Genomic DNA, 22,498 nt, shown 5'->3' with positions numbered 1-22,498 from the left:
AACTATAACCAGCGACTGAGCCAGTTCATCAGATGGATGGTGGGGTTGGAGAGCTGTCCCGGCTGGCAAGCCGCCTTGAGGGCAACCAGATCTTGTTCTGCCTCCAGCAGTTTTTCGCTGGAGTGCTGCTCTGCCAATCGTTGACTCAAGATCGCCAAGTCCGGCATCGCCAACTGGTGGTGACCGCATCCCGCCTGGGTTTTCAACGCGTCGCATAAAAACAGCTGCAGCCAGTGCAACCTGACCTGGGTCTCTTGCCCCAACTGGCTACAAACCGTGGTTGCTTTGATGGGGCTTTGCCGCAGAGCGACGAAACTTTCCAGCAGTTCGCGGCGAGTTCCGTCCTGTTGTTGCTCGATATAATCGAGTACCCGCAATGGGGCGCCCTGACAGATCCGCACCTGAGCCAAGGTGGCCTGATGACCCTGCTCGGCTAACCAGCGAACAGTCTCCCCTTCCGCCGGCAACTGGCAGGCATGTTTGTGACAGCGACTGAGAATGGTGGGGAGCAGCCGGGAAACCTGGGAGGCAATCAGCAACAGCAAGCTGTCGCCGGCTGGCTCTTCCAAGGTTTTCAGCAGGGCGTTGGCAGCCGATTCGGTCATCCGCTCCGCATCAGGAATGATCACCACTTTGCCACGGCCGAGCTGGGCAGAACTCTGTAACCGGGTGCAGATCTCGCGAATGGCCTCGACCCCGATGGTTTTGCTGTCGCGGGTGATAGTGCCAAGATCCGGGTGGTTGCCCTTGTCAAACAGCTGGCAAGAGTGGCAGTGGCCGCACGGTTCTCCGCGATCAGGTTGCTGGCAAAGATGCAAGCGAGCCAGTCGTTCGGCCAGCTGTTCCTTGCCAAGACCGGGATCTCCGAGCAGCAGCCAGGCGTGACCGAGCCGACCGGACTGAGCTGTCTGGCTTAAACGGTGCCAATCCGGGATCAGCCAGGGATACATAGCTGCTCGTTCGACAGATAGTGGTCCAATGCATTCTCGATGGCAGCTTTAACCTGATCCGGCGTTTGCGCCGCATCGATTACCACAATGGAATCATCCTTGGCGGCCAGTTCGAGATAACGCGCTCGGGTACGTTCGAAGAAACTGAGCTGCTCCAGTTCGATGCGATCCAGCTCGCCCCGATGGCGGGCGCGCTGCAAGCCAAGGGCGGGATCGATATCGAGATAGAGGGTGAAATCCGGCTTGAAGTTGCCGAGCACCGCCTGCTTGATGGCACCGATCAGGTTGGCATTGATACCACGGCCACCACCCTGATAGGCCTGGGAGGAGAGATCGTGGCGATCCCCTACTACCCAGATACCGTCGGCCAGTGCCGGTTTGATGCGGGTCTCCACCAGTTGTACCCGGGAAGCATACATCAACAGCAGTTCGGCTTCGATGGTAAGGCGCTCATCGTGTACCTCTTTGACGATGGCACGCATCCGCTCCGCTAGCGGGGTACCACCCGGCTCGCGAGTGCATTCGATCTTGTCGATACCGTGGCGCTGCAGATAGTCAGTGACATAACGCACGGCCGAGCTCTTCCCTGCCCCTTCCAATCCTTCGATCACAATAAATTTAGACATTAAGGTTTCTTCAATATGAATTCGCGAACCGCACGATTGTGTTCATCGAGGGTCTTGGAGAAATAGTGGGCACCGCCCCCCTTGGCGACAAAATAGAGATAGTCGCTCGCCAGCGGGTTGAGCGCTGCTTCAATAGAGGCTTTGCCCGGCATGGCGATAGGCGTGGGCGGCAAACCATCGATAACATAAGTGTTGTAGGGGTTCTTGTCGGTCAGATCGCTGCGGCGAATATTGCCATCGTAGCGATCCTTCACCCCGTAAATAACTGTGGGATCAGTCTGTAACTTCATCCCCAGACGCAGGCGATTGACAAATACAGCGGCAATTTGTGCTCGCTCATCAGGCTGGCCGGTCTCTTTTTCGATGATGGACGCCATGATCAGCGCCTCATAGGGCGTCTTGTAAGGCAGGTTGGCCTGACGTTTCTCCCAGCTCTGCTGCAAGAAGGTCTCCATATCCTGATGAGCCCGGCGCAATAGCGATAGATCGCTGGCATGGGTGGTATAGGCGTAGGTTTCCGGCAGGAACCACCCTTCCAGCTTGCCATTCTCGATGCCGAGCTCCTGCGCCAGATCGGCTTCTGATTGCTCGACCGTCAACCGCTCAAGATACGGCGCACTGGAGAGCTGCTTCTGCCAGTCCTCGAAACGGGAACCTTCAACGAAGGTAAGGCTGAAGTGAAACTCCTTGCCTGAGGCAAACAGGGAGAGGGTATCCTTGAGGGGAGCCCCTTCCTTGATCTCATAGGTGCCCGATTTGATGGCCACCAATTCAGGATGACCACGCAGCCAGAGCCGCACCGCCCATGGGCTGGTTTCCCCCTCCCCCAACTCGGTGATCAAGCGGGCAGCATGAGCCCCTTTTTCCACAGTAAAGAGCCGGGTCGGCCCTTTGTTGGTGAGTGTCTCCACCTGTTGCCATTTGTAGTGCACATAGCCCCCGGAGACGGCAACAGTCAGTGCCGCCCCCGCAAGCAGGGTGTAAAGCCGATTAAACTTCAATGACCAAACGCTCCTGTAAACGGCGACCCAATACCGCGGCGGGATAATAAATATCCTCGATGCCGTTGACCGGCACCACCCCCATCAGGGTATTAGTGAGCCATACCTCTTCTGCCTGCCATAGTGACTCCAGCGGAGCCTCCACCACACGCAACTCAATACTCATCTGTTTCAGCATCGCCATCACCTGGCGGCGCATGATGCCATCGACACCACCCCGGGCCAAATCCGGTGTAAATACCGTCTTGCCCCGACGCCAAAACAGATTGGCACTGACCCCTTCAGTCAGAAAACCACGACTGTTGAGCACTATCCCTTCGACTGCATCGCGGCTGACAAGTTCGCTTTTCAGCAATACCTGCTCCAGACGATTCAAGGTTTTAAGCCCGGCCAGCATGGGGGCATCACCGATCCGCTGGCGGCACACCACCATCTCGATACCCTCCTGTTGCCACTGGCCATAGTGGGTGGGAAATGGCGCCAGGCTGATAATGCGGGTGGTGTGCTGACAGCCACTGCCATCATAGCCCCTGCCACCCTCGCCGCGGGTCAGGATCACCTTGGCCACACATTGTGGCTGGTTGGCCACCATATCTTCAACCTCTTGGGTCAACAGATCCCAGTCAGGCTCTACCAATCCCAGCCGGTTGTTGGCCTGCTGCAACCGAGCCAGATGGGCATGCCACTGCAACACCCGGCCATCCCTGACCGCCATGGTGGTGAAATGACCGTCACCATAGGCCAGCCCCCGATCATATGCCGAGATGCTATCAAGCTTCATTCCATTGATAAGCAAAGGGATCCCTCCGATAAAAAAGGCCCGATACCGGCAGTATCGGGCCTGTGTCTTTGCCCTGCGGCAAATTATACGCGTTTGAAGATCAGTGAGCCATTGGTGCCGCCAAAACCAAACGAGTTGGAAAGGGCGTACTCGAAGCTGCCTGGCTTGGCCACGTGGGGCACCAGATCCAGATCGCACTCTTCATCCGGGTTGTCCAGGTTGATAGTGGGCGGCGCCACCTGATCACGCAGGGCCAACACAGTGATGATCGCCTCGATGGCACCGGCGGCGCCCAGCAGGTGACCAGTCATGGATTTGGTGGAGCTGATCATCAGGGATTTGGCGTGCTCGCCAAATACTGACTTCATGCCACGCAGCTCGGCCACATCACCCAGCGGGGTGGAGGTGCCGTGAGCATTGATGTAACCAATCTGCTCGGGGGCAATGCCGGCATCCTTGATGGCATTTTTCATGGCGCGCGCGCCACCGTTGCCATCGGCGGGAGGCGCTGTCATGTGATAAGCGTCACCGCTCATGCCAAAACCGACCAGCTCGGCATAGATACGGGCACCACGGGCCTTGGCGTGTTCGTACTCTTCCAGCACGAGTACACCGGCACCATCACCCAGCACGAAACCGTCGCGATCCTTGTCCCACGGACGGCTCGCTTTTTGCGGCTCGTCATTGCGGTTGGAGAGCGCCTTGGCGGCAGCAAACCCCCCCATCCCCATCGGGGTGGAGGCTTTTTCAGTACCACCGGCCACCATCACGTCCGCATCACCGTAAGCGATCATCCGGCCCGCCATGCCGATGGCATGGGTACCCGTGGTACAGGCGGTGGTCACGGCGATGTTCGGCCCTTGCAGACCCTTCATGATGGATAGATGACCAGACACCATATTGATGATGGTGGATGGTATGAAGAAGGGGCTCAGCTTGCGCGGTCCACTGTTGATCAGGCTGCTGTGGTTCTGTTCAATCAGACCCAGACCACCGATACCGGAGCCAATTGCCACGCCAATCCGCTCGGCATTCTCTTCATTGATGGTCAGGCCGGAATCATCCAGCGCCTGCATACCGGCAGCAATACCATATTGAATAAAGAGATCCATCTTGCGAGCGTCTTTACGGTTGATGCCGTATTGCTCGGGATCGAAGTCTTTGACCATGCCTGCGAAGCGGGTCGCAAACTCGCTGGCATCAAAGTGGTCGATCAGGGAAATGCCGCTCTGCCCGTTGAGCAGTGCTTGCCAGCTGGATTCGGCAGTGTTACCCACCGGGGAAAGCATCCCCAAGCCGGTCACCACGACTCTGCGTTTTGACACTGAGGTAGTCTCCGAGAGGTTTTTGAAAGGAAGCAGATATAAAAGAAGCGGCCCTTGGGCCGCTTCTTTCAGAACAGGAAATTAATCCTGATTAGCGGTGATGTAGTCGATAGCCGCTTGAACAGTGGTGATCTTCTCGGCTTCTTCATCAGGAATTTCGGTATCGAATTCTTCTTCCAGCGCCATTACCAGTTCAACGGTATCCAAAGAGTCAGCGCCCAGGTCGTCGACGAAAGAGGCGGCGTTCTTAACGTCGTCTGCTTTAACACCCAGTTGTTCGATGATGATTTTCTTTACGCGTTCTTCGATGTTGCTCATGACCTGAATTTTCCTTTAAAAATACGCTATTGCGTCTGGTTGGGGTAGTTTATTCAATTGACGTGAGTTTGCAAGTAGCTTGCCGCTGGTCAAACCACGATATTCGCCAAACTTCGGCGTATTATCGCAAATTTGAACAGATCGCACGACAAATTGATTACACCATGTACATCCCGCCATTAACATGGAGGGTTTCGCCGGTGATATAAGCTGCTTCATCAGAAGCCAAGAATACCACAGCAGCGGCAATTTCTTTTGGATCACCCAAACGGGCGGCAGGCACCTGGCTCATGATGCCACTGCGTTGATCATCATTGAGTGCGCGGGTCATGTCGGTTTCGATGAAACCTGGCGCGACCGCGTTCACAGTGATACCGCGGGATGCCACTTCCCGTGCCAACGCTTTGGTAAAGCCAACCAGACCGGCCTTGGCGGCCGCATAGTTGACTTGACCCGCATTACCCATGGTTCCCACCACGGAGCCAATGCTGATGATGCGACCATGACGTTTTTTCATCATGGCACGCAACACCGGTTTGCTCAGACGGTAGAGAGAGGTCAGATTGGTATCGATGATCTCGTTCCACTCGTCATCTTTCATCCGCATCAACAGGTTGTCACGGGTGATACCCGCATTGTTGATCAGAATGTCGATGTCGCCAAAACGCGCCTTGATGGCGGCAAAGACGGCTTCGATGGATTCCTGGCTGGTCACGTTCAGTGCCATACCGCAGCCATTGTCGCCCAAATAGGCACTGATCGCCTCGGCACCGCTCTCGCTGGTTGCAGTACCGACCACTTTTGCGCCACGGGCCACAAACGTTTCGGCAATCGCACGACCGATACCACGACTGGCACCGGTCACCAACACAACCTTATCGGTAAAACTCATCACTTGCTCCTGTTTACTTGGACTGGGCCAGCGCCTGCTCGAAAGAGGCCGCATCGTTGGCATGGATACCTTCCACACGCTTATCGATGCGCTTGGCCAACCCGCTCAATACCTTACCCGGCCCCATCTCAATCGCGAGAGTGATACCGTCATTGGCCATCTGCTCGACAGTCTCGGTCCAACGAACCGGGCTGAACAGCTGACGCACCAGGGCTTGCTTGATGGCGGCCGGATCCTGTTCACAGGATACGTCGACATTATTGATGACTGCGATGGTTGGAACCTTGATCTCGATCCCGTCCAGCGCTGCTGCCAGTTTTTCTGCGGCAGGTTTCATCAATGCGCAGTGAGACGGCACAGAGACCGGTAGCGGCAGAGCACGCTTGGCGCCCGACTCTTTCATCAGCACGTTGGCACGCTCAACCGCTTCTTTATGGCCGGCAATCACGACCTGGCCCGGGGAGTTGAAGTTGACCGGAGAGACCACCTGCCCTTGCGCCGCTTTTTCGCAGTTGGCGGCGATGGATTCGTTGTCCAGACCGATGATGGCGGCCATGGCGCCAGTGCCTTCCGGTACCGCTTCCTGCATGGCCAGACCACGCAGCTCAACCAGTTTGACGGCATCGGCAAAATCGAGTGCACCACTGCAAACCAGCGCGGAGTATTCCCCTAAGCTGTGACCCGCCATCACCGCAGGCGTTGCCCCACCCTGCTGTTGCCACAAACGCCACAGGGCGACAGAGGCAGTGAGCAGCGCAGGCTGGGTGCGCCAGGTTTTGTTCAGATCTTCAAGTGGACCATCCATCACCAGAGCAAGCAGGTCATAACCCAGCACCTGGCTCGCCTCGGCGAAGGTCTCCTTGATCACGGCATGTTGTTCGGCCAGCTCGGCCAACATGCCAACGGACTGGGAACCTTGTCCCGGGAAGGCAATGGCAAAATGGGTCATCATTGATTCCTGTTAGAAAAGATGAAAATGAAATCTGAAACGGGATGAGGCTAATGCCTCATCCCGACGAGGATCAGAGGCGAACCAGCGCCGAACCCCAGGCGAAACCGCCGCCAAATGCTTCCAGCAACACCAGCTGACCGGGTTTTATCCGGCCATCTCTGATCCCCTCATCAAAGGCGATCGGCACAGATGCCGCTGAGGTATTGCCATGTTTGTCGAGAGTCAGCACCACTTTGTCGAGGCTCATACCAAGCTTCTTGGCCGTCGCGTTGATGATGCGGAAGTTGGCCTGGTGCGGCACCAGCCAGTCCAGCTCGGTTGGCGCGATACCGGCAGCCGCCAGGGTTTCGGTCACGATCTCGCTCAGGCGGGTGACCGCTACCTTGAATACGTCGTTGCCCTTCATATACATGTAGGCTTCGAGCTCGGCACCCGGCATGCCACGGCGAGGATGTGGCAACTTGAGCAAGTCACCATAACGGCCATCAGCATGCAGGTGAGTAGAGAGAATACCGGGGGTCTCGCTGGCGCCAATCACCACAGCACCCGCCCCATCACCGAAAATAATGATGGTGCCACGATCTTGCGGATCGCACATGCGGGAGAGCACATCGGCCCCCACAACCAGTACATTACGCGCCGCGCCGGACTTAACAAACTGATCGGCAATGGAGAGCGCATAAGTGAACCCAGCGCAGGCTGCTGCCACGTCAAAAGCAGGAATACCTGGTACGCCGAGCAATCCCTGCAGCTCGCAGGCTGCGGCCGGGAAGGCATTTTCCGCACTGGTGGTGGCCAGCACTATCATGTCGAGATCGGCTGCGGTCAGACCTGCCGCATCCAGGGCGCGCAGAGCCGCCTGATGAGCCAAGGTTGCCACTGTTTCGTCAGCACCGGCAATGCGGCGCTCATGGATCCCGGTTCGTTCCACGATCCACTCATCACTGGTCTCGACCATCTGCTCAAGATCGGCGTTGGTACGCACTGAACTCGGCAAGTAGCTGCCAGTACCCAGAATTTTGCTATGCATAGAGTTCTTATAGATCCCTGTCAGAGAAGACAGCTTCAAGGCGATCTGCTATTTGCAGTGGAAGTTGATGTTTGGCCTCTTGTGCGGCCAGCAGGATCGCATTACACAAGGCACGCCGTTCAGCACGCCCATGACTTTTTACCACAATGCCGCGCAATCCTAACAGACTTGCCCCGTTATACTGGTCGGGGTTCAGGTAAGAAAAGCGTCGTTTGAACATAAACCCGGCGATACGGCCAAGAAAACTGCGTTTCTTGCGGGGATATCCGGCCAGTTCAGCCATCATCCGTACCACACCTTCTGCCGTCTTGAGCGCGACATTACCAACAAAACCATCGCAGACAATCACATCACACTCACCACTGAAGATACGATCACCTTCGATGAAGCCAACATAATTGAGTGCACTGCACTGTCGCAGCAGCTCGGCACTGTGCCGCACCAGATCATTGCCCTTGATCTCCTCCTCGCCAATGTTAAGCAAGGCGACCCGAGGCGCCGATATGCCTTCTACCTTCTCGGCCACAACGGAGCCCATTACCGCAAATTGCAGCAAGGTATCGGCATCACAACTGACGTTGGCGCCGAGATCCAGCATCATGGTGCGCTGGCCGCTCAAGGTTGGCAATGCCTTGATGAGCGCCGGTCTGTCGACCCCCGGCAAAGACTTGAGCACGCATTTGGCCATGGCCATCAAGGCACCGGTATTACCGGCACTGACACAAGCATCGGCCTCACCGGCTTTCACCAGATTGAGCACAACTCGCATGGAAGAGTCTTTAAGGGTACGCAGTGCCACGATCGGCTTGTCGCCCATGCCAACCACTTGGGATGCATGTACGAAACGAACGCGGGGATGATTGAGCAAGCCATGTTGCTGCAACAAAGAAGAGGTCTGGTGCTTGTCGCCGACCAGGATCAGTTTTAGCTGGGGCAAAAGAGACAGTGCCTGCACGGCGGCAGGCACTGTTTCAGAGGGGCCAATATCTCCCCCCATGATGTCTAGCGCGACAGTTTGCGTAGACAAAGGCAATCCTTAAGCGATTACCTTTTTACCGCGATAGAAACCATCGGCAGTCACGTGGTGACGACGATGAATTTCACCACTGGTCTGATCAACAGTCAGTGCAGCGGAGGTCAGTGCATCGTGGGAACGACGCATGCCACGCTTGGAACGGGTTTTACGGTTCTGTTGTACGGCCATTGTAGGCTAACTCCTAAATTCACTTACGTTTAAGCGCTTCAAGAACTGCAAAGGGATTCGGCCGCTCATCAGCAGGTTCGATTTCACCCCAACTCATCTCCATATTCCCTCTCGGGCAAGCATCCATAGGGTGCATTGCGACTTGAGGCAACGTGAGGATTAATTCATCCTCGAGGATTTGATGAAGATCTATCTCGCCGTTTTCATCCAACTCAATGGGCTCATAAGCTTCCGGCAGTTCTTCCTCGTTTGTTTTTTCAAACAGCGGAGTGTAGATATATTCAGCTTCACAAAGGTATTCAAACGTCTCACCACAACGTTGGCAAACCAGGTCAACCTTGGCATGGGCAGTGCCTTTCATAACGGTTAACTTCTGGACATCTTTACCAAATTGCAGTGATACATCGATATCACTCTGCAAGCCAGCGGTTGACTCTTCCAGCCTGGGCATCTGCGACTTTTCCACTATCCCGACATAATCGAGCAGTTTCAAGGCACTACGGACTGGATCAACCTTAACGGGCAACTTCACCTTTTGCATAGGGCGCGAATATTATAGGTCCAACAATGGATAGTCAAAGGAAAAAGTCCTTACCGCCGATGATTTTAACGTCACAAGTCCCTAGAATGCCGGTACTTGCTTTCATCGGTGCCTGATATTATGCCACAGAATCTGACCCTCGCCTCAACTTCTCGTTACCGTAAAGCCTTGCTGGAGAAGCTTGGCCAGCCCTTTGATTGTGCCGCACCGGATGTGGATGAACGCCCCTTGGCAGAAGAATCGGCACAGGCGTTAGTGGCCAGACTGGCCCGCGCCAAGGCACAAGTCATCGCCGATGGTCGTGATCACGGCCTGATCATAGGTTCTGATCAGGTGTGTGTCTGCGATGGCCGGATCCTCGGCAAACCGGGCACCATCGACAATGCGGTCGCGCAGTTAATGGCGGCACAGGGTCGCAGCGTAACCTTCTATACCGGTTTGTGTGTGCTGGACGCCGCGACCGGGCAGGCCCATCAACTGGTGGAGCCCTTTACCGTCCATTTTCGCACCCTTGATGAAGCCGCCATTCGCCGCTATGTCGAGGCCGAATTGCCCCTCGATTGTGCGGGCAGCTTTAAATGCGAAGGAATGGGTATTGTGCTGTTCAAGGGGCTGGAGGGACGCGACCCTAACGCCTTGATCGGTCTGCCACTGATCGGCCTGATCGAGCTACTGGCCTGCCACGGCATCGCCCTGCCCTGATGTCTCATTGCACAAAGAAAGATAACAACGACGAGCGCCAGGATCGCCGCCTCGTCTGGCAAGCACAGCCCGTGATCTTGCTGTTTCACTCTTATCCATCGGGAACCAGATAGTGCGTATAGATGATTTGAGGCTGTTTCTTTCAGTGGTTGAACTGGGCAACTTTGCCGCCGTGGCACACTCCCTTGATGTGCCACGAGCCCAAGTCAGTCGGCGGATTGGCGATCTGGAGCAGGCCCTTGGCTGCAAGCTGTTTACCCGCACCACCCGCAAACTGGCCCTGACGCCAGCCGGTACCGATTACTTTATGCAGTTGCAGGAGATTATTCCCCGACTCGAAACCCTGAACCAAAGTATCAAGAATCAGAGCTCGGCCCCCACCGGCTCGGTCAAATTGGGGTTGATCGGGGATGCCGATATTCTGGCTCACGATCTGCTACTTAATTTTCTCAGCCAGTACCCGCTCATTACGCTGGAAACCCACGTCAGTAATCTGGGTTATCACGACATCATGAACTACGGACTCGATGCCTGTGTCCACATTGGCAAAATGCAAGATAGCTCGTTTATTGCCAGACCCCTGACCACGGTGTCGCGCAAGCTTTATGCCAGTCCGGGCTATCTGGCCGAGCACGGCATGCCGCAGCAACTTGAGGATCTTCAGCAACACGCACTGCTGATCCACCGGCTTGCCAGCGGTGAACTGGAAGATTGCTGGAACTTCAACACGGGCCCACTCAAAGTGAGTAGCCGACTCATCTCCAACAGTAGCCACTATATCCGCTACGCCGTGCTCAAGGGCGCCGGTATCAGCCTGCTGCCCGAGTTGAGCGTCAAGGCGCAGGTCACCAGTGGTGAACTGCTGGAGATCCTGCCTGCCCACAAGGTCTATCTCGATGATGCCTGGCTGGTCTATCCTAGCCGCAAGGGGATGACCCATGCCGCCCGCCTGCTGATCGATAGTTTGCTGGCGGAATCGGCGCTACTACTGGACTAATTGTCACGCATTTCGAGACATTGAAGCACAGATAGACGGGATTATTAACGCTTCATGATTCAATTAAACTGGCGCCATATGATAACGCCTGTTTAAAGGAATCCTCCCATGGCACTTTCCCATCCCGGTACAACAGTGCTTAGCAGCACACTCCTGCTGCTGTTAAGCGGCTGTGGCGCCGACGCCACCACGCCCCCGCTCCAGCAACCAGCACAACTGCGCGCCGTCCAGGTGATGACCCTGGCTGACCCCGTTGCCACCCGAGCGCACAAATTTAGCGGGGTGCTGAAATCAGCCCACACCACTGACCTCTCGTTTCGCGTTCACGGCATGTTGCAGGAGCTGGTGGCGACCGAGGGCTCGCGGGTCAGCAAAGGGGAGCTACTCGCGCGCCTCGACCGGCACGATTTTCAGGTCTCAGTGAGCCAGGGAGAGGCCCAGTTAGCCGAAGCAACCGCCGCCCATCAGCTTGCACGGATCGAGCTTGCTCGGATCAGACGTGCTTGCGCCGATAACGCCATCGCCGATGTCAATCTCGATCGGGCTATCAGCGGCGAAGCACGCGCGCATGCAGCGGTCAAGCTGGCCACTCAGGGGCTGCAAAAAGCCCGTGATGCGCTGGCATATAGCGAACTGCGCGCTCCCTTTGACGGGGTGATTGGCAAGCGACATATCGACAATCACGAGTTCGTGCTGCCCGGTATCAAGGTGCTCACCTTGCATCAGCCAGATCAGCTCAATGTGGTGATCGATGTACCGGAACGCCAGGTCAGCAGGATAAAAACCGGTCAGCCGGGTCATCTTGCCTGGGGTCAGCGCCAGCAAGATCTCGCCGTCACGGTGACCGATATCGCCTCCATCCCCTCCCCGCTCAAACGCACCTATGAGGTCACCCTCTCCCTGCCTCGGGATCAGGTCAATCTGGTGGCGGGCAAGTCGGTTAATGTCACCCTCGAACTGCCGCAGCAAGCTGAAAACCCGCTCTTCTGCCTGCCCGCGATGGCGGTCAACAGTCAGGATCGCCAGTGGCATGTCTGGCGGGTGGCGCAAGACCACGTAACCCGAATCCCGGTGTCACTCCATGATCAGCAGCAGAATACCCTGTGTATCAGTGGTGAACTGACGGCTGGTGATCAACTGGTGGTCGCTGGCAGCGCCTTCGTCAGCGAGGGCGAGCAGGTCGCCATTATTGCCAACCACTCGCTGGATCAGGTGGCAATCATGGCAAACCAATCACTGGAAAAGGTCGGCAAATCATGAATCTCTCGACCTTTGTGCTACGCCAGAAGACCTTCGTGACCTTCTTCACCCTGCTCTGCACCCTTATCGGGCTGGTCTCCTACTTCCAACTTGGCAAGCTGGAAGACCCCGCTTTCACCGTCAAAAGTGCGGTGATTGTCACCCTCTACCCCGGTGCCGATGCCGGTGAGGTGGAGCGGCTGGTCACCGATCAGATCGAAACCAAATTGCAGGAGATGGCGCCGCTATGGAAGCTGCGCTCCCTCTCCCGTCCCGGCAGTTCGATGATTTTTGTCGATCTGCAGGAGCAGGTGAACTCTGCCGAGCTCCCCCAGCAGTGGGATTTGCTGCGCCGCAAGGTGGATGACGTCAAGCTGTCCCTGCCACCCCAGGCCCAGCTCACCATAGTGCAGGATGAATTTTCCGAAGTGTATGGCATGCTCTTCTCCCTTTATGGCGATAACGTCGCCATGGCCGATCTCAAGGATCACGCCCGCGAGCTGCAACGCCGGCTCAAGGCCGTCGAGGGGGTGAAGAAAGTTCAGCTGCACGGCATTCGGGAGCAGGTGATCAACATCGATCTCGATGATGAACGGTTGGCACAAGCCAACCTGACCACCCTGCAGCTGATCGATCAGCTAACCAGTCAAAACATGCCATTGCACAGTGGGGATTTCCCCCTTGGCATCGAGCAACTGCGCGTTGAACAGGGCGGTGCGTTCAACAGCGTGGAGGATATCCAGAACCTCAGCATCAAGACCGGTATCAATGGTCTCGAAAGCGCCACCGTGAAGCTCGGGGATATCGCCGACATCTATCTGGACTACCAGGATCCCGCCATGACCCTGAGCCGCTTCAATGGCCAGCAAGCGATCACCCTGGCGGTGAGCCCGGTCAACGGCATCAACGTGGTCAGCATTGGTGACACCCTCAAACAGGAGCTGGCACAGTTCGAAGCCACCCTGCCGGAGGGGGTGCATATCGGCGTCATCGCCTATCAGCCGGAGGAGGTGGCCAAGTCGGTCAATAACTTCATCCTCAACCTGGCCGAGAGCGTGATCATCGTTGTGGTTGTATTGCTGATCTTCATGGGGTGGCGCAGTGCCGCCATCGTCGGTGCCAGCCTGTTGCTGACCATCCTGTTTACCCTGATCTACCTCAATCTGACCCAGGTCGACCTGCAGCGGGTGTCGCTCGGCTCGTTTATCCTGGCGCTGGGCATGCTGGTGGACAATGCCATCGTTATCGTCGATCTCTTTGAGTCCAAATTGCGCCAGGGAATTGCTCGCCATCAGGCGGTGAGCGACAGCATCCGCGAAATGGCGCTGCCGCTGTTGGCTGCCACCCTGATCGCCGCACTGGGAACCGCACCGGTACTTTTCTCCCAGACTGATGCCGCCGAGTTTGCCCTCTCCATCGTCCAGGTGCTGTGCAGCTCCCTGCTGCTCTCATGGTTCATCGCCATGACGGTCACCCCGCTGCTCTGCTGGTATTTCATTCCAACACCGAGCCAAACCGACGGCACGGCACGGGTCTCACCCATGGCCCAGCTCTACCAAAAAGCCGTGTTCTGGTCGGTAGACCATCCAGTTAAACTGCTGCTCGGGGTTGCCCCTGTGCTGCTGTTGACCCTGGCCGCTATTCCGCTACTGCAGGTCAACTTCATGCCCTCCTCGGATCGCCCCATGCTGTTTCTCGACTACTGGCTGCCCAACGGGGGACGGATTGCGCAAACCTCCGCCGACATGCACAAAATTGAGCAGTGGCTGCTGCGTCAGCCCCAGGTGATCAGCATTTCCAGCCACGTTGGCGAGAGTGCCCCGCGCTTCTCGGTCACCGTGGAGCCCGAGCCTTTTGACAACAGCTATGGCCAGATCCTGATCAATACCCGCAGTTATGACGATATCCCTTCCCTGACGGCGGCAGGAGATGCCTGGCTGCAGGCCGAGTTCCCTTATGCCGAGCCCAGATTCCGTCCGCTCAAGCTGGCCACCAAGGATAAATTTGCCATTGAAGCCCGCTTCGTTGGACCGGATCCTCAAGAGCTGCACCGGCTGGCCAATCAGGCCAAGCAGTTGTTGGCAGCTAACCCCCACCTCATCTACATCCGGGATAACTGGCGGCAGGAGAGCAAGGTGCTGGTGCCCCTCATCAACCAGGATGCGGCAAGAATGGCCGGCGTCAATCGCACTGATATTGCCAGCGCCATTTCCCGGGCAACCGATGGTAGCCTGATTGGCCTGATGCGCCGCGATGATGATCTGATCCCCATCAAACTGCGCAGCAGCAACGCCTCGTTGGAGCACTTTGACAATATTCCGGTGCGATCCCTGCTCGGTAGCCACAGCGTCCCGATGGGACAGGTTGTCGATGGTATCGAATTCAAAGGGGAAGAGAGCATGCGCTGGCGCTACAACCGTCAACCGGCCATCACTGTGCAGGCTGACGTACGCGGCGATACCCCTTCCAATGTGCGCAAGGCCGTGGCCAGTGAGCTGGAAGCCATTGCCCTGCCCCCCGGCTACACCATGGCGTGGGGCGGCGAATACTATGACGAAAAGCGGTCGGTCGATGATCTGATGACCCAGACCCCCAAGGCGATGATCTTGATGACCATCATCCTGGTCGCCATGTTCAGCGCCTACCGCCAGCCGTTCATCATCTTGGTGACCCTGCCATTGGCCTCCATCGGCGTTGTCTGGAGCCTATTGTTGCTGGACAAACCGTTCGGCTTTATGGCGATTGTCGGCCTGATCTGCCTGAGCGGCATGATCATCAAAAACGGCATAGTGCTGATCGACCAGATCGAACTGGAACGCAAGAATGGCAGAGCGCTGGCAGAGGCGGTGAAAGTCGCGACCCTCAACCGCACCATGGCCATCTCGATGGCGGCCCTCACCACGGTACTCGGGATGATACCGCTGCTGACCGACCGGCTGTTTGATCAGATGGCGGCCACCATAGTGGGCGGGCTCTCCGCCGCCTCATTCCTCTCCCTTTTCGTGATGCCAGCCCTCTATCAACTGCTCTATCGCGGCGACAAGCAGGCGGCCATCACCCCCTCGATCAGCAAGGAGCAGTGCCATGATTGACTATCGACTCACCATGGTGGCCGCCGCCCTGCTGCTGTGCGGTTGCAGCATGACCCCAGACTATGAGGTGCCGCTGGTGGCCGTGGGGAATGTCTATCTCAATAGCCAGGAAACAGCGGGGATCAGCGCGGTCAAGCCCGTGGCTGGGGTGCACTGGTGGCAGCAGTTCAATGATCCGCAGCTCGACCAGCTGATCGTGGCCGCCCAGCAACAGAACATCCCCATCAGGATGGCCAAGGAGCGGATCAACGCCGCGCAATCCTATCAGGCGGCGGTCTCCTCCCTTAAAGTGCCTACCGTCTCCCTTAATGCCGGTTATCTGGATATGCGGCTGAGCGAGAATGGGCCGCTGAGCGGCCCTGCCGTCACCGAATATGCGCTGCCGCCCCAGCTGGGGGGCAGTAGCATCAGCCTGATCGATCGCGACAGCCATGCCCATCTGGCCAGCGCATCCATCGGCTGGGAGGCAGACCTGTTTGGCCGGATCGATGCCATGAGCCAGGCCGCCAGCATCCGGGTTGAGCAGGCCGAGCTGCTGCAGCGCAACCTCACCACCCTGATGACCGCCGAGGTGATCAACAACTACTTGCAGTATCGCGCCGCTGAAGAGCGCATGGCCATCACCCGCCAGACCATCACCGAACAGCAACAGGTGCTGGATCTGGTGCTCTCCCTCCAGCGCCACGGTTATGGATCTGAGCTGGATATAGCCAATGCCCGCACCGCCCAGGCCACCACAGAAGCCATGCTGCCGATGCTCGACAGTGCTCGCGCCGTCCATCTTGGTCGGCTGGCCATTTTACTTGGGGAGACCACCGCCCAGACCCGCAACCGGCTCGGTGACGGCGTCTTGCCACAGATGAAGGGGTTGATCCCGGTGGGCCTGCCATCAGATCTGCTGACCAGACGATGGGATATCGCCCTTGCCGAGCGGGAGATGGCTGCGCGCAACCAGCAGCTGGGCGCCACCATCGCCAACCAGTACCCGAAACTGATGTTGACCGGTACTCCCGGGGTATCGGCCCACAACCTGGACGATCTGCTCTCCTCGGGTTCCGTGGGTTGGTCCCTTGGTGCTGGCATAAGTTGGAACCTGTTCGACGGCGGACGAGGTGCTGCCATGGTGGATCTGCAAGAAGCGGCATTTCGGGAGTCCGCCCTCGCCTATCAGCAGGTCGTCAATGGCGCCTTCAACGAGGTAGATACGGTGCTCAATGCCTATGCAAACAGCCAGGAATATTACCGCTTGATCAACCAAGCCGACCAACAGGCTCGCCTGGCTGTCAACAAAGCAACCAGCCTCTATCGGGCCGGGCTCGAGAACCATCTGAGCGTGCTCAATGCCCAGCGCGTCAGCAACAACCTGCAGGATGCCAAAGTACAGGCCAGGCTCAATACCGCCACCACAGTGGTGATGTTGCACAAGGCGCTGGGTGGCGAATGGACAGTGCCACAAGCCCCCGCGCATGAGGGAACAGCAGGATAAACAAGATGAAAAAAAGAGCCCGGCCAATTGGCCGGGCTCTTTTTTTCGATGGGATTCAGGCATTCACAATAACTGTTGCAGCGCAGCCATGGTATCCACCACTGCCGATGGCCGGTGACGACTGAGGGCATCACGGTTATCGACCCCCCAGCTGACGCCAATTCGCGGCATGGCAATCGCCTCGGCCATCGCCATATCATGCACCGAGTCACCGATCATCACCGCCTGCCGGGGCAATAGCCCAAGCTCGGCCAGGATCTGCTCAAGCATCAAAGGATCAGGCTTGGAGCGCGCCTCATCGGCCCCCCGGCTGGTGATGAACAAGGAGCGCAACCCAGTCTCGTCCAATACCCGGTCAAGACCACGACGTGATTTTCCGGTGGCGACAGCCAGCAGCAACCCCTGGGTGTGCCAGCCACGCAACAACGCCTCTGCCCCAACAAATAAAGGGCTGGGAGTCACATCGTGCAGATAGTGATGGCGATAGCGGTCGGTCAGCGCGGTGATCTGACGCTCATCATCGCCACAACCAAACAGGCGGGACATGGCCACATCAAGACTCAAACCGATAATTTGCCGGATCTGGGCTGGGGCTGGCACCGCCAGTTCGCAATCGCTGGCGGCCCCTTGCACACAGGCAACAATCCGGCCCACCGAATCCATCAAGGTACCGTCCCAATCGAAAATGGCGAGCCGGATATCTTGCATTAGCGAGCCAGTTTTTCCAGGAAGCCGTCAAGCTCAGGAGCAAGAGGAGCCTCCATCTGCATCTCGCGACCATCGGCAGGATGAATAAAGCTCAGCTTCCAGGCATGCAAAAACAGTCGTTTCAGCCCTTGGCTGCGCATTTTCTCGTCAAACGCCGCTTCGCCATACTTATCGTCGCAAGCGATCGGGTGACCGGCATGCAGGGTATGAACGCGGATCTGGTGGGTGCGGCCGGTGATCGGACTACACTCGACCAGGGTCGCTTCGGCGAATTGACGCACGATCCTAAACCGGGTTTCAGACGGTTTGCCATCAGCACTGACTCGCACCACCCGTTCACCGGATTGCAGATCGTTTTTGCGCAGCGGTGCGTTGACCACTTTGACGTGAGCCTGCCACTTGCCACGAACCAGCGCCAGATACTGCTTGCGCATGGTCTTGACTCGCAGTTGTTCATGCAGGCTACGCAAAGCGCTGCGCTTTTTGGCAACCAGCAGCACGCCGGAGGTATCGCGGTCGAGACGGTGTACCAGCTCGAGGAAGCGAGCGTCCGGACGCAAAGCACGAAGCCCCTCGATAACGCCAAAGCTGAGGCCACTGCCACCGTGTACTGCCATGCCAGAGGGCTTGTTCAGCACGATCATGGCCTCGTCTTCGAACAGGATCTGGCTCTCCAGACGCTGGATAACCCCCAGATTAGCCGACGGCAATTCATTTTTTTCGGCAACGCGGACAGGGGGCACCCTTATCACGTCACCCGCGCAGAGTTTGTACTCCGGTTTGATGCGCTTTTTGTTTACCCGCACTTCGCCTTTGCGAAGGATGCGATAGATCAGGCTCTTGGGGACGCCCTTTAGCTGAGTCTTGAGAAAATTGTCTATGCGCTGCCCGTCATGCTCAGCTTCGATGGTGAGCAGCTGCACTTGTTGTTGTATCTGTGTCATGGCGCGGATTTTAACACTGCCAAGGCCCCTTGGCTGCATGGTTTGTTGAAAAATGGCGCCTTGCTATAAAAGAGGTTTAAATGGGATAATAAACAAGGTTTTGTCATTGTGTTCAAGCCTTGTACTAAGTGGCCAAATAGTATGCCACCCAATCCCGAAACACCGTGTATACAAGAACATGACGGTTCCCGGGTGCGAGGTACAACGCATGGAGAACACAAACATTACCGTTTATTTGTCTCCACTGCGGCACCCTTAACTCGTCACCTCTCGAGAAGTGACGACCAGAGCGCCCTTAGTTTGCGCCTCATGCATACCCCAGCCGGGAGGTTGCCCAAGTATGCTGAAGACCCGAGGCCGGCGCCGGCAGGACCCAAGTGGAGGAAATCAAAATGACACAATAATGAGAACTCAATGAAAAGAATGCTAATCAACGCAACTCAAGAAGAGGAGTTGCGCGTAGCGCTGGTTGACGGACAACAGCTTTACGATTTGGATATTGAAAGTCCGGGACACGAGCAAAAGAAAGCGAATATTTACAAAGGTAAAATCACCCGCGTAGAGCCCAGCCTTGAAGCTGCTTTTGTCGACTACGGCGCCGAACGACACGGTTTCCTGCCGTTGAAAGAGATCGCCCGCAACTATTTCCCCTCCGGTTACTCCTATCAGGGTCGTCCCAACATCAAAGAAGTGGTCCGCGAAGGCCAGGAAGTGATCGTTCAGATTGATAAAGAAGAGCGTGGCACCAAGGGTGCAGCCCTCACTACCTTTATCAGCCTGGCTGGTAGCTATCTGGTACTGATGCCGAACAACCCCCGTGCCGGTGGTATCTCCCGCCGCATTGAGGGTGATGAGAGAACGGAACTGAAAGAAGCCCTGAACGGACTGACAGTGCCGGAAGGCATGGGTCTGATCGTGCGTACTGCCGGTGTTGGCAAATCGCCCGAAGAGCTGGAATGGGACCTGAATGTTCTGCTCAACCACTGGGACTCCATCCACAAGGCATCACAAGAGCGCACTGCGCCCGTGCTTATCCACCAGGAAAGCAACGTGATCGTGCGTGCCATTCGCGATTATCTGCGTCGCGATGTGGGTGAAATCCTGATTGATGACCCGGTGATTTTTGAACGTGCCCGTGCTCACATCGAGCTGGTTCGTCCCGATTTCCTCAATCGGGTGAAGTTGTACAAGGGTGAAGTTGCCCTGTTCAACCACTTCCAGATTGAGAGCCAAATCGAGTCAGCCTTCCAGCGCGAAGTGCGCCTGCCCTCCGGCGGCAGCATCGTCATCGATCCGACCGAAGCACTGACCTCCATCGATATCAACTCCTCCCGCGCCACCAAGGGCGGCGATATCGAAGAGACTGCGCTGCAAACCAACCTGGAAGCGGCCGACGAAATTGCCCGTCAATTGCGCCTGCGCGACCTGGGTGGCCTGATCGTCATCGACTTCATCGACATGACCCCTGTTCGCAACCAACGCGAAGTGGAAAACCGTCTGCGTGAAGCGGTGCATCAGGATCGCGCCCGCATTCAGCTGGGACGTATTTCCCGCTTCGGTCTGCTCGAAATGTCGCGCCAACGTCTGCGCCCCTCTCTCAACGAGTCCAGCAGCCACATCTGCCCTCGTTGCCAGGGTCAAGGTGTCATTCGTGACAACGAATCCCTCGCATTGTCCATCCTGCGTCTCATCGAAGAAGAGGCCATGAAAGACAATACCGAGCAGGTACACGGTCAAGTGCCGGTCGATGTTGCCGCCTATCTGCTCAACGAGAAGCGCGCCGCCATCGCCAGCCTGGAACAGCGCAATGATGTCCGTGTTTACATCATTCCGAACCAGCATCTGGAAACGCCGCACTACGAAGTTACTCGCATTCGTCAAAACGAGATTGCGGAAGCGGCCAGCTATGAGCTGAAAACCGAAGTGGCCAAGCCGACCTACCAGCCGAAACAGGCCCAGGTGATCGAACGTGAACAGCCACTGTTGCAAGGTTTTGCCCAACCGGTACAACCTGCTCCTGTAGCCGCTCCGGCCCCGGTTGCAGCAGCCACTGCCGCACCAGCCCAAGCCGGTTTCTTTGGCAAACTGATCAAGGGTATTGCAGGTCTGTTCAGCAATGATGCCGCCCCTGCCGCAGTGAAAGCGCCTGCCGAACAACCGGTTGAGCGTGAAGCTCGCAAGGATGACGGTCATCGTCACCAGCGTGATGACGCCCGTGGCCGTGGTCAGCGTCCTCGTCGTGACGACAATCGCAATAACCGCAACAATGCGGAAGCTGGCGAGAAACGTGAAAACGGTAACCGTGAAGGTGGTGAAAACCGCAATCGCCGTCCTCGTAAAGAGCGTGAACCCCGTCAGGAACGCGAACCGCGCGCTGAAGCTCGTAATGAGCAGCGCATGGAGCGTGAACCCCGTGGTGACGTGCAACCGCGCGTTGAACGTGAGCCTCGCGAACCTCGTCAAGAGCGCGAGCCCCGTGCACCTCGTCCGGCCCGTGAGCCCCGCGCTCCTCGTGAACAGCGTGCTGAAGTCGTTGTTGAAGCAGTAGAAGCCATTGACACTGTAGAAGCCGCGATCGAGCCGCGTCAGGAAAAAGAGCAGAAAGTGGCTGAGCGCCGCGAACGTCGTCAACTGCGTAAGCAGATCCGTGTCGATGTCGTTGCTACCGATGCCCCTGCCCTGCCGGTTGACGAGGCACCAGCTGAAGTGAACGAGGCAACCGTGGGTAATGAGCAGGAAGAGCAGACCGAAGGTCAACGCCGCTCCCGTCGTACCCCTCGTAGTCAGCGCATTGAAGGTCAGCGTCGCAAGCGTATCAACGAAGATACTCGTAGCCAGCGTGATGAAGAGCAGCAAGCAGATGTCACTCTGACAGCCGCGGCCCAGGCCGATGCTGCTCAGGTCAAAGTGGAAGAGCCTGCCGTACCAGTCGTCACTATTCCTAGCGCAGACGCCATTGCTGCGGCACTGCAGGCATCTTCAGCCTTGACTGAACATGTGGTTGTAGAAGCTGTTGCCGATGACATCCGTGATCAGGTCGTCGCAACCGAGGTTCACACTGCCGTGGCTGACGTTACTCCAACAGCACCGACTGCCGCACCTGCGCAGCTGGTTGCTGATGTGGTAGTCGCTCCTGTTGTTGCCGAGATGACACCTGTCATTGAAGTCGCGCCGGTTGCCGACGTCGTTGAAGTGGCTGACGTGGTGATTGCACCCGCTCCGGTGGTAGAAACTGCCTCAGTAGCTGCAGTTGCCGTTGAAGCTGCGCCAACTACCGAAGTAACGGCACCTGTGGTCATTACTGAGATAGCCGTGATCGAGCCCGTCGTTGTGGCCGCTGTTGAACCTGTTGCCAAGGAAGCGGTTGCCGCCCCAGTGGCCAAGCAGGTCAACAAAGGTGCCGGTTTGCTGGCCCGCGCTCGCAAAGCCTCTGCACCTATGGCCACCCCTGCCGAGGTGCCTGTCGTTCAGGTTAGCAGTGAGCCAGTGAGCCATCCGCCACTCGTTCGCAGTGAAGTGGCCAGTTCTGGCCGTCACGGTGGCAGTACTGCTGCAGTTAACGTGGCAACCAGCCCTGCTGGTCGACCATAACAGATCAGAGTTACCTGATTTGCCAAAAGCCACACCATCCGGTGTGGCTTTTTTATTGCCTCTCACACGCTCATTTTGTCGCTCTCTTTTAGTGCCGCCCTGCTAGTCCTGCCCCCCCT

At 57.1% G+C, this 22,498-nt stretch carries 20 protein-coding genes; 6 read left to right on the top strand and 14 right to left on the bottom strand.

Annotated elements, in window-relative coordinates; genetic code table 11:
* Positions 1-2: 2 nt before the first annotated feature.
* The 12 genes from holB to yceD all read right to left on the bottom strand — a co-directional run bounded on the left by holB (position 3) and on the right by yceD (position 9,620).
* Entirely contained in the window at positions 3-950 is a 948-nt protein-coding gene (gene holB, locus CK911_RS06625) for a DNA polymerase III subunit delta' (protein ID WP_098969402.1), read from the bottom strand.
* Positions 935-1,576, bottom strand: coding sequence for a dTMP kinase (gene tmk, locus CK911_RS06620; protein ID WP_098969401.1), 642 nt, complete (start codon positions 1,574-1,576; stop codon positions 935-937). Before tmk ends, holB begins: the two co-directional genes overlap by 16 nt.
* On the bottom strand, positions 1,576-2,577 hold the full coding sequence (gene mltG, locus CK911_RS06615) for an endolytic transglycosylase MltG (RefSeq protein ID WP_068978571.1): 1,002 nt from the start codon (positions 2,575-2,577) through the stop codon (positions 1,576-1,578). The genes tmk and mltG overlap by 1 nt, the downstream gene beginning before the upstream one ends.
* Complete coding sequence (pabC, locus tag CK911_RS06610; protein ID WP_098969400.1) at positions 2,567-3,373, bottom strand: aminodeoxychorismate lyase; 807 nt, start codon at positions 3,371-3,373, stop codon at positions 2,567-2,569. Before pabC ends, mltG begins: the two co-directional genes overlap by 11 nt.
* Positions 3,374-3,441: 68 nt before the next feature.
* Positions 3,442-4,683 (bottom strand): beta-ketoacyl-ACP synthase II, encoded by a 1,242-nt coding sequence (fabF, locus tag CK911_RS06605; RefSeq protein WP_098969399.1) that lies wholly within the window; start codon positions 4,681-4,683, stop codon positions 3,442-3,444.
* 81 nt (positions 4,684-4,764) lie between these two features.
* Positions 4,765-5,001, bottom strand: coding sequence for an acyl carrier protein (acpP, locus tag CK911_RS06600; RefSeq protein ID WP_042021919.1), 237 nt, complete (start codon positions 4,999-5,001; stop codon positions 4,765-4,767).
* Between the two features lie 157 nt (positions 5,002-5,158).
* Positions 5,159-5,893, bottom strand: a complete 735-nt coding sequence (fabG, locus tag CK911_RS06595) for a 3-oxoacyl-ACP reductase FabG (RefSeq protein WP_042021916.1) — start codon at positions 5,891-5,893, stop codon at positions 5,159-5,161.
* A 13-nt stretch (positions 5,894-5,906) separates the two neighbouring features.
* On the bottom strand, positions 5,907-6,842 hold the full coding sequence (gene fabD, locus CK911_RS06590; RefSeq protein WP_098969398.1) for an ACP S-malonyltransferase: 936 nt from the start codon (positions 6,840-6,842) through the stop codon (positions 5,907-5,909).
* Between the two features lie 73 nt (positions 6,843-6,915).
* Entirely contained in the window at positions 6,916-7,875 is a 960-nt protein-coding gene (locus tag CK911_RS06585) for a beta-ketoacyl-ACP synthase III (RefSeq protein WP_098969397.1), read from the bottom strand.
* A gap of 7 nt (positions 7,876-7,882) precedes the next feature.
* Positions 7,883-8,902, bottom strand: a complete 1,020-nt coding sequence (gene plsX / locus CK911_RS06580) for a phosphate acyltransferase PlsX (RefSeq protein ID WP_098969396.1) — start codon at positions 8,900-8,902, stop codon at positions 7,883-7,885.
* A gap of 9 nt (positions 8,903-8,911) precedes the next feature.
* Positions 8,912-9,079: a 50S ribosomal protein L32 gene (rpmF, locus tag CK911_RS06575; RefSeq protein ID WP_042021907.1), complete on the bottom strand. Its 168-nt coding sequence runs from the start codon at positions 9,077-9,079 to the stop codon at positions 8,912-8,914.
* A gap of 19 nt (positions 9,080-9,098) precedes the next feature.
* Positions 9,099-9,620 carry a 23S rRNA accumulation protein YceD gene (gene yceD, locus CK911_RS06570; RefSeq protein ID WP_042021904.1) on the bottom strand — a complete coding sequence of 174 codons (522 nt, stop codon included), beginning with the start codon at positions 9,618-9,620 and terminating at the stop codon, positions 9,099-9,101.
* A 120-nt stretch (positions 9,621-9,740) separates the two neighbouring features.
* Between yceD and CK911_RS06565 the strand changes: the two genes are divergently transcribed.
* The 5 genes from CK911_RS06565 (at position 9,741) to CK911_RS06545 (ending at position 17,136) form a co-directional block, all read left to right on the top strand.
* Positions 9,741-10,322 (top strand): nucleoside triphosphate pyrophosphatase, encoded by a 582-nt coding sequence (locus CK911_RS06565; protein WP_098969395.1) that lies wholly within the window; start codon positions 9,741-9,743, stop codon positions 10,320-10,322.
* A 112-nt stretch (positions 10,323-10,434) separates the two neighbouring features.
* The gene (locus tag CK911_RS06560) at positions 10,435-11,319 is read left to right on the top strand and encodes a LysR substrate-binding domain-containing protein (RefSeq protein WP_098969394.1); all 885 of its coding nucleotides are present in this window, start codon (positions 10,435-10,437) and stop codon (positions 11,317-11,319) included.
* A 108-nt stretch (positions 11,320-11,427) separates the two neighbouring features.
* The gene (locus CK911_RS06555) at positions 11,428-12,579 is read left to right on the top strand and encodes an efflux RND transporter periplasmic adaptor subunit (protein WP_098969393.1); all 1,152 of its coding nucleotides are present in this window, start codon (positions 11,428-11,430) and stop codon (positions 12,577-12,579) included.
* Positions 12,576-15,650, top strand: coding sequence for an efflux RND transporter permease subunit (locus tag CK911_RS06550; RefSeq protein ID WP_098969392.1), 3,075 nt, complete (start codon positions 12,576-12,578; stop codon positions 15,648-15,650). Before CK911_RS06555 ends, CK911_RS06550 begins: the two co-directional genes overlap by 4 nt.
* On the top strand, positions 15,643-17,136 hold the full coding sequence (locus tag CK911_RS06545) for an efflux transporter outer membrane subunit (RefSeq protein WP_098969391.1): 1,494 nt from the start codon (positions 15,643-15,645) through the stop codon (positions 17,134-17,136). The genes CK911_RS06550 and CK911_RS06545 overlap by 8 nt, the downstream gene beginning before the upstream one ends.
* Before the next feature lie 63 nt (positions 17,137-17,199).
* Here CK911_RS06545 and CK911_RS06540 read toward each other — a convergent pair whose 3' ends face one another.
* Together CK911_RS06540 and rluC are read right to left on the bottom strand one after the other, a co-directional pair.
* Positions 17,200-17,844, bottom strand: coding sequence for an HAD-IA family hydrolase (locus tag CK911_RS06540; RefSeq protein ID WP_098969390.1), 645 nt, complete (start codon positions 17,842-17,844; stop codon positions 17,200-17,202).
* Entirely contained in the window at positions 17,844-18,788 is a 945-nt protein-coding gene (rluC, locus tag CK911_RS06535) for a 23S rRNA pseudouridine(955/2504/2580) synthase RluC (protein ID WP_206665165.1), read from the bottom strand. Before rluC ends, CK911_RS06540 begins: the two co-directional genes overlap by 1 nt.
* A 414-nt stretch (positions 18,789-19,202) precedes the next feature.
* Here rluC and rne point away from each other — a divergent pair, with 414 nt between their 5' ends.
* Positions 19,203-22,379, top strand: coding sequence for a ribonuclease E (gene rne / locus CK911_RS06530; protein WP_098969388.1), 3,177 nt, complete (start codon positions 19,203-19,205; stop codon positions 22,377-22,379).
* The last annotated feature ends 119 nt before the right edge of the window (positions 22,380-22,498 follow it).

This window comes from Aeromonas sp. CU5, assembly GCF_002586745.1.
GTDB classification, from domain to species: domain Bacteria; phylum Pseudomonadota; class Gammaproteobacteria; order Enterobacterales; family Aeromonadaceae; genus Aeromonas; species Aeromonas sobria.
This window is presented reverse-complemented; position numbering and strand designations above follow the sequence as displayed.